Raw genomic sequence first — 5,827 nt, forward strand, 5'->3', positions numbered from 1 at the left:
TGCTCCAAGTGCATGTATCTTTTCGATCCGGCGAAAAGCCGGATCGGAACATGCGCTGCATCTTCTAGCCGTTTCAGGCGCCGTTTCGATCATATTAGTACATCCTGACCCTAGTTTCTTTGAGTGCCGACGGAGACGCTCTTCAAATCGAACTTGCTGAAACACGACTTTTGACAGACAACGTTGACGTAAAGGTAATACGAATCTGCGCGGTTTGTCAGACTGTTGGAATTGGGAGGTTTCAGTATGGCATATGATGCGGACGCCATCGTCATTGGCGCCGGGCTCGCGGGACTGGTCGCGGCGGCGGAACTTGCCGACGCCGGAAAAAGGGTGATCATTCTTGATCAGGAACCGGAGCAGACCCTTGGCGGACAGGCGTGGCGGTCGTTCGGCGGGTTGTTTTTTGTCGATTCTCCCGAGCAACGCCGCTTGCGCATCAAGGACTCGCGCGAGCTTGCCTTGCAGGACTGGATGGGTTCGGCCGGTTTTGACCGCGAGGAGGATCACTGGCCGCGCAAGTGGGCAGAGGCCTATATCGATTTTGCTGCGGGCGAGAAGCGCTCCTGGCTATATGCACAAGGCATGCGGTGGTTTCCGGTTGTCGGCTGGGCCGAACGTGGGGGTTCGCTGGCGACGGGGCACGGCAATTCCGTGCCAAGGTTTCATATCACTTGGGGAACGGGGCCTGGCGTGGTCGAGCCATTTATACGCCGTGCCCGCGAGGCCGAACAAAAAGGACTGATTTCATTCCGCTTCCGCCACCGGGTGACGTCGTTGGTCAGCAGCGCCGGAATCGTCGACGGGGTCGAGGGCGAGATCCTGGTGCCGAGCGACGTCAAGCGCAGCGAACCCAGCTCGCGCGTTGTCGCCGGTTCCTTTGCCCTGAAGGCACAGGCGATTATTGTTTCAAGCGGAGGCATCGGCGGCAATCATGATCTGGTGCGCAAGAATTGGCCGAAGCGGCTTGGGACGCCGAAACACCTGATCAGCGGGGTTCCGGATCATGTCGACGGTTTGATGCTGGGTGTTGCCGAGCGAGCAGGCGCGCATCTGATCAATAGCGACCGCATGTGGCACTATGTCGAGGGCGTGCATAATTGGGATCCGATCTGGACCAAACATGCGATCCGCATCCTGCCCGGGCCGTCGTCGCTTTGGTTCGACGCGCAGGGAAACCGGCTTCCGGCGCCATGTCTGCCCGGTTTCGATACGCTGTCGACGCTCGATTACATCATGAAGTCCGGTTACGATTATTCCTGGTTCGTGCTCAATCAGACGATCGTGAAGAAGGAATTCACGCTTTCGGGTTCGGAGCAGAACCCCGACTTTACCAGCAAAAGCTGGCGGCAGGTGGCTAAGCGAGCGCTCGGTGGCGTGCCTGGACCTGTCCAGGCCTTCCTCGACAATGGCGAGGATTTCATCGTGGAGAAGGAACTTCCCGATCTGGTGCGGCGCATGAATGCACTGACCGGCGACAATCTCATCGATGAAGGCCGGCTGAGGGCGCAGATCGAGGCCAGGGACCGCGAAGTCGACAATCCGTATACGAAGGATGCGCAGATCACGGCCATACGTGGCGCCCGTAATTATATCGGCGACAGGCTGGTGCGCGTCGTCCCGCCGCACAAGATCCTCGATCCAAAGCATGGACCCTTGATTGCCGTGCGCCTCAACATTCTGACGCGCAAATCGCTCGGCGGTATTGAAACGGATTTAAGCGCACGGGTGTTGACGGCCTTTGGTGAACCGCTGGCCGGTGTCTATGCGGCAGGCGAGGCTGCCGGTTTTGGCGGCGGCGGCATGCATGGCTACAATTCGCTGGAGGGCACGTTCCTCGGCGGCTGCATCTTCTCAGGCCGGACAGCGGGCAGGGCGGTCGCGAAGGCCGTGTGAGTTTTCAGGCAGGTTTGATCAGGCGAACTGGCAAAGGCCGCTCATTCTCCTTCCTGTTTTGAGTAACCACGCCGCCAAAATTGATCGCCCAGTCGGCGAGTGTCTGCAGGCTCGGCAAAAGACTTTCGCCGAGTTCGGTCAGCGCATATTCCACGCGCGGCGGCACGGTCGGATAAACGGTTCTCTTCACCAGACCGGCCGTTTCAAAATTCCGCAGATGTTTTGCGAGTTCCTTCGGCGTTATGTCGCCGAGGCGACGCTGCAACTCGGCATAGCGCACCGGGCCGGACGCGCTCTGTAGCGCGAAGAATATGGGAACGGTCCACTTGGCTGCGATCAAATCCAGGGTTTCGCGGATCAGAACCGGGCATTGGCCGAAGCACAGCTCCCTTTCACGAGGCGCATGACTATGCATCTGGATAGCTCCTATGCTTTTGGTGCGTTCTTGCGGGACCGCGGCCATATTGCCAAATCATGGTTTCAAAGAAACCCGGAGGCTCATATGGAAACGTCTCAGTCACGCAACAAGGTCCAATATCTGGCGGTTCCGCCGGAGGATTTTCTGGCGATAGCCGACGCGCTATACCGGTTTGGCGCGGGTCAGGATCTTCGCGACAGGCCATTGTTCGAATCGGCATTTTCCGAGGAAGCGACTCTCGATTTTACATCGGTGGCGAAAACGCTTGGCGTGACGATACCCGTTTTCGAGGGCCGGCAGGCCATCGCCGATATCATCCTATCGACGACCAGCGCGCTTGACACCACCCATTCCATCGCCAATCCGCGCGTGACGAGTTATGACGGGAAGCAGGCTAAACTGTCTGTGCTGATCGAGGCGCAACATCTGCCTCGCGGCGACCATAGCCGCCATCTCTTGCTCAAGAATATCCTCAATGTGTCGCTGTCGAAGGTTGGCGAGGTGTGGGTCATTGACCGTATGAGGTTCGATAACGCCTGGCTTACCGGTGATCCTGATGTCCTGTTCGGGACGACTGCATCATAAGCGCTGGCCGCGGATGGTCATGTCGAACTGGACCACATTGGAATAGATCGGCGTGCCGACATCCATGCCGTAGCGCGAGCGCATGACCTTTCCCTGGACATGGAAGGTAATGGAATTTTTGCCATGGTCCGAAAGATTGGCCTGGAAGCTTGCCGGGCTGCTCTTGCCGCGTGCCGTCAGGATACCTGCCACCTCTGCGGTATCAGCACCGGTTTGCTTGATTTGCGTCGACTTGAACGTGATTGTCGGGAAATTGGCGGAGTCGAATACCGCATCGGAGCGCAGGAAGCTTTCGACGCGCGCCTGTCCGGTGGAAACACTCTCCGGATAAAGCGTGAAGGTGATCACTGACTGGCTTATGTCGGATTTGTTCAGGGAGAATACGCCGGAGAATTTTTTGAAATCACCGGTAATACCGCCCCCGCCGACCTGCGCCACCGTGAAGCCGACATGTGAGGAAGGCTGAATATTATAGCGTCCGGCAACCTCGGCTAGTGCGTCTGCTTGGGCGACAATAGGGGAGGTGGCAAGGAGGCTGACCATGCCAAACCGGATGAAGTTGGACAATAATGCGTCAGTGGTCTTCATGATGACTTTCCTGTCAGTTTGAACGCCCGTTTCTGGTTTTTGACGGCGTTCGGGCTCAGCATGCGCATCAGGATCGTGTCCCGTTTCCAGAAATGATGGTGCAGCGCTGCAAGGATGTGAGCCACCGCAACAAAGCCGGAGAGATAGGCCAGCCAGGCGTGACTCGCGGTCCAGAATGCTTCAGCGCTGTCGGATATCGTGATCGGTAGTTGTGGGATTACCACGAGATTGAACATGAATGTCGGTATCTGCAGTGGTGAACTCGATGCTACCGCCCATCCAGTCAATGGAACGATGAACAGGCTGAGATAGAGGGTGATATGCGCGCCATGCGCTGCCATGCGTTCCAGCGAGCTCATCGTTTCAGGGTCGCGTGGGCGAGGATTCGCGACCTTCCAGAGAAGGCGGCATATGGAGAGCCCAAGAATGAGGAACCCAAAGGATTTGTGCCATTGGTAAAGGCTGAACTGGAGGGTGAAATTGCTCGTCCTCACCATCAGATAGCCGAGTACAATCTGGCCGAGGAAAATCAGGCCGATGATCCAATGAAAGGCAATCGATACCAAGCCATATGATTCTTTGTTATTCCGTAGCATCGGCACACTCCATCGCAAGCGGAACCCAATGGTGGGTTAACTGCCTGGAGTAGGGTGAACACTGCTGATCCGGATTATATTCGGATCAATTCTTTCATTAATCGTGCTTGGCGTCCAGGAAGCGTTGCGCGGCATAAAGCGAGATTGCGGCCGCGTTTGATACGTTGAGCGATTTAATGGCGCCGGGCATGTCAAGCCGGGCAAGGTGGGACACGGTCTCACGCGTCTTCTGCCGCAGCCCCTTGCCTTCGGCGCCAAGGACCAGAGCGATACGGCCTTTTGACATCGTTTTTTCCAATTCCAGCGGACCTTCCGAATCGAGACCGATCGTGGTGAAGCCGAGTTCATGCAACTCGCCAATTGCGTCGGCGAGATTGCGGACTTCAATATGCGGGATGAGTTCGAGAGCACCGGAGGCAGCTTTCGCCAAGACACCCGATTCCTGCGGGCTGTGCCGTGCCGTGGTGATAATGGCACCTGCCCCGAAAGCGACGGCGGAGCGCATGATGGCGCCGACATTGTGTGGATCGGTCACTTGATCCAGAATCAGGAGGAGTTCACTTTCCTGAAGAGCTTTGAGCGATTGAGCTTTAAGCGGCTTGGCTTCGATCATCACACCCTGGTGGACAGCCTCCGAACCGGTTTCGCGGTCGATCGCACGCGGCTCAACCACTTCGACGTCGAATGGCAGGGTGTTCGAATCGGTGATTTCGAGCCGGTCGAGCGCGTTCTTGGTAACCAGCATCCGCTTGATCTGGCGTGCAGGATTATCCAGCGCGGCGCGCACCGTGTGCAGGCCGTAGAGGCGTACAAGACCTTCAGGCGCCTGTGTGCCCTCGACAGCCGGGCGCGACGCGCGCGGGGCTTGCGGCGGGCCGCCGGCCTTCTGGTCGCGGAACTGGCGACGCAGAGTGGCGTAGTGTGAATCTTTGGGGGTACGGGAGGGTTTTTGTTCGGTCATGGCGCGACATATACCCTTTTGACCCGTTGCGCGATACAGACATGTCGGCAAATTTCGGGAGCTTGGCGGCTTTGCCGTCATATTTCTTTAGCCAATTTTCACAAGCCATTCATTTTCTGCAGTGAAGTGTTGACACCACGTGGGCTAGTCGGCATAAGGCCCTCCGCAAGCAGCAGCCGGAACGAATGTCCGGCAGGCTATTTGCAGAGTGCGATATGGTGCGGTTCCATCGGCAGTGACCGGAGGGGTGCCCGAGTGGTTAAAGGGGACGGACTGTAAATCCGTTAGCTTGGCTTACGTTGGTTCGAATCCAACCCCCTCCACCACTGCCGGAACCGAACGCCATGATGTGCGGGTATAGCTCAGTGGTAGAGCAGCAGCCTTCCAAGCTGAATATGCGGGTTCGATTCCCGCTACCCGCTCCAGATTTGCGAGGGCACCCAGCGCGTTGGCGCATGCGGTGCTCTTCGATTTTGTCTTGAGCATTGTATGTCGCTCATGTGTTTTCCATATGAACGAGCAAGCTTGGGCAATTCTACCCGATCGATCCTTCTGATCGAACGGGTGACTGTGCTGACGGACGGCTTGCTGTCTCGTCTGAGCTACAAACATGGTACCGGCGCAAGGCCGGTTGTGATGACGAGAGAACGACAGCTATGGCTAAGAGCAAGTTTGAACGTAACAAGCCGCACGTCAACATTGGCACGATTGGTCACGTTGACCATGGCAAGACGTCGTTGACGGCAGCGATTACGAAGTATTTTGGAGAGTACAAGGCGTACG

The 5,827-nt window shown here is 57.1% G+C and carries 7 protein-coding genes and 2 tRNA genes; 5 read left to right on the forward strand and 4 right to left on the reverse strand.

Annotation, left to right across the window (positions count from 1 at the left end):
* The first annotated feature begins 246 nt into the window (after positions 1–246).
* On the forward strand, positions 247–1,896 hold the full coding sequence (locus AAAC48_RS09500) for an FAD-binding dehydrogenase (RefSeq protein WP_340653945.1): 1,650 nt from the start codon (positions 247–249) through the stop codon (positions 1,894–1,896).
* Between the two features lie 4 nt (positions 1,897–1,900).
* Here AAAC48_RS09500 and AAAC48_RS09505 read toward each other — a convergent pair whose 3' ends face one another.
* Entirely contained in the window at positions 1,901–2,311 is a 411-nt protein-coding gene (locus AAAC48_RS09505) for a helix-turn-helix domain-containing protein (RefSeq protein ID WP_340653946.1), read from the reverse strand.
* Positions 2,312–2,398: 87 nt separating this feature from the next.
* On the opposite strand from AAAC48_RS09505, the gene AAAC48_RS09510 reads away from it, so the two are divergent.
* Positions 2,399–2,899, forward strand: a complete 501-nt coding sequence (locus AAAC48_RS09510) for a nuclear transport factor 2 family protein (protein WP_340653947.1) — start codon at positions 2,399–2,401, stop codon at positions 2,897–2,899.
* Here AAAC48_RS09510 and AAAC48_RS09515 read toward each other — a convergent pair.
* From AAAC48_RS09515 to rlmB, 3 genes are all read right to left on the reverse strand, one after another.
* A complete protein-coding gene (locus AAAC48_RS09515; protein WP_340653948.1) occupies positions 2,894–3,487 on the reverse strand; it encodes a YceI family protein in 594 nt (197 codons plus the stop codon). The genes AAAC48_RS09510 and AAAC48_RS09515 overlap by 6 nt on opposite strands.
* Positions 3,484–4,083 (reverse strand): cytochrome b, encoded by a 600-nt coding sequence (locus AAAC48_RS09520; protein ID WP_340653949.1) that lies wholly within the window; start codon positions 4,081–4,083, stop codon positions 3,484–3,486. Before AAAC48_RS09520 ends, AAAC48_RS09515 begins: the two co-directional genes overlap by 4 nt.
* 97 nt (positions 4,084–4,180) lie before the next feature.
* The gene (gene rlmB, locus AAAC48_RS09525; RefSeq protein ID WP_340653950.1) at positions 4,181–5,044 is read right to left on the reverse strand and encodes a 23S rRNA (guanosine(2251)-2'-O)-methyltransferase RlmB; all 864 of its coding nucleotides are present in this window, start codon (positions 5,042–5,044) and stop codon (positions 4,181–4,183) included.
* Positions 5,045–5,285: 241 nt separating this feature from the next.
* Between rlmB and AAAC48_RS09530 the strand changes: the two genes are divergently transcribed.
* From AAAC48_RS09530 to AAAC48_RS09540, 3 genes are all read left to right on the forward strand, one after another.
* A tRNA-Tyr gene (locus AAAC48_RS09530) sits at positions 5,286–5,370 on the forward strand.
* 25 nt (positions 5,371–5,395) lie between these two features.
* A tRNA-Gly gene (locus AAAC48_RS09535) sits at positions 5,396–5,469 on the forward strand.
* A 231-nt stretch (positions 5,470–5,700) separates the two neighbouring features.
* Positions 5,701–5,827: GTP-binding protein (locus tag AAAC48_RS09540; RefSeq protein ID WP_244910400.1), on the forward strand; the 127-nt coding region annotated here is incomplete at its 3' end.

The sequence above is a fragment of the Phyllobacterium sp. genome (assembly GCF_037994405.1).
In the GTDB taxonomy this organism is placed as follows: domain Bacteria; phylum Pseudomonadota; class Alphaproteobacteria; order Rhizobiales; family Rhizobiaceae; genus Phyllobacterium.

Bases quoted from the DNA above. Each gene is read 5' to 3' on its own strand.
- AAAC48_RS09500 (WP_340653945.1), top strand. From the start codon at position 247: ATGGCATATGATGCGGACGCCATCGTCATTGGCGCCGGGCTCGCGGGA.
- AAAC48_RS09505 (WP_340653946.1), bottom strand. From the start codon at position 2,311: ATGCATAGTCATGCGCCTCGTGAAAGGGAGCTGTGCTTCGGCCAATGC.
- AAAC48_RS09510 (WP_340653947.1), top strand. From the start codon at position 2,399: ATGGAAACGTCTCAGTCACGCAACAAGGTCCAATATCTGGCGGTTCCG.
- AAAC48_RS09515 (WP_340653948.1), bottom strand. From the start codon at position 3,487: ATGAAGACCACTGACGCATTATTGTCCAACTTCATCCGGTTTGGCATG.
- AAAC48_RS09520 (WP_340653949.1), bottom strand. From the start codon at position 4,083: ATGCTACGGAATAACAAAGAATCATATGGCTTGGTATCGATTGCCTTT.
- rlmB (WP_340653950.1), bottom strand. From the start codon at position 5,044: ATGACCGAACAAAAACCCTCCCGTACCCCCAAAGATTCACACTACGCC.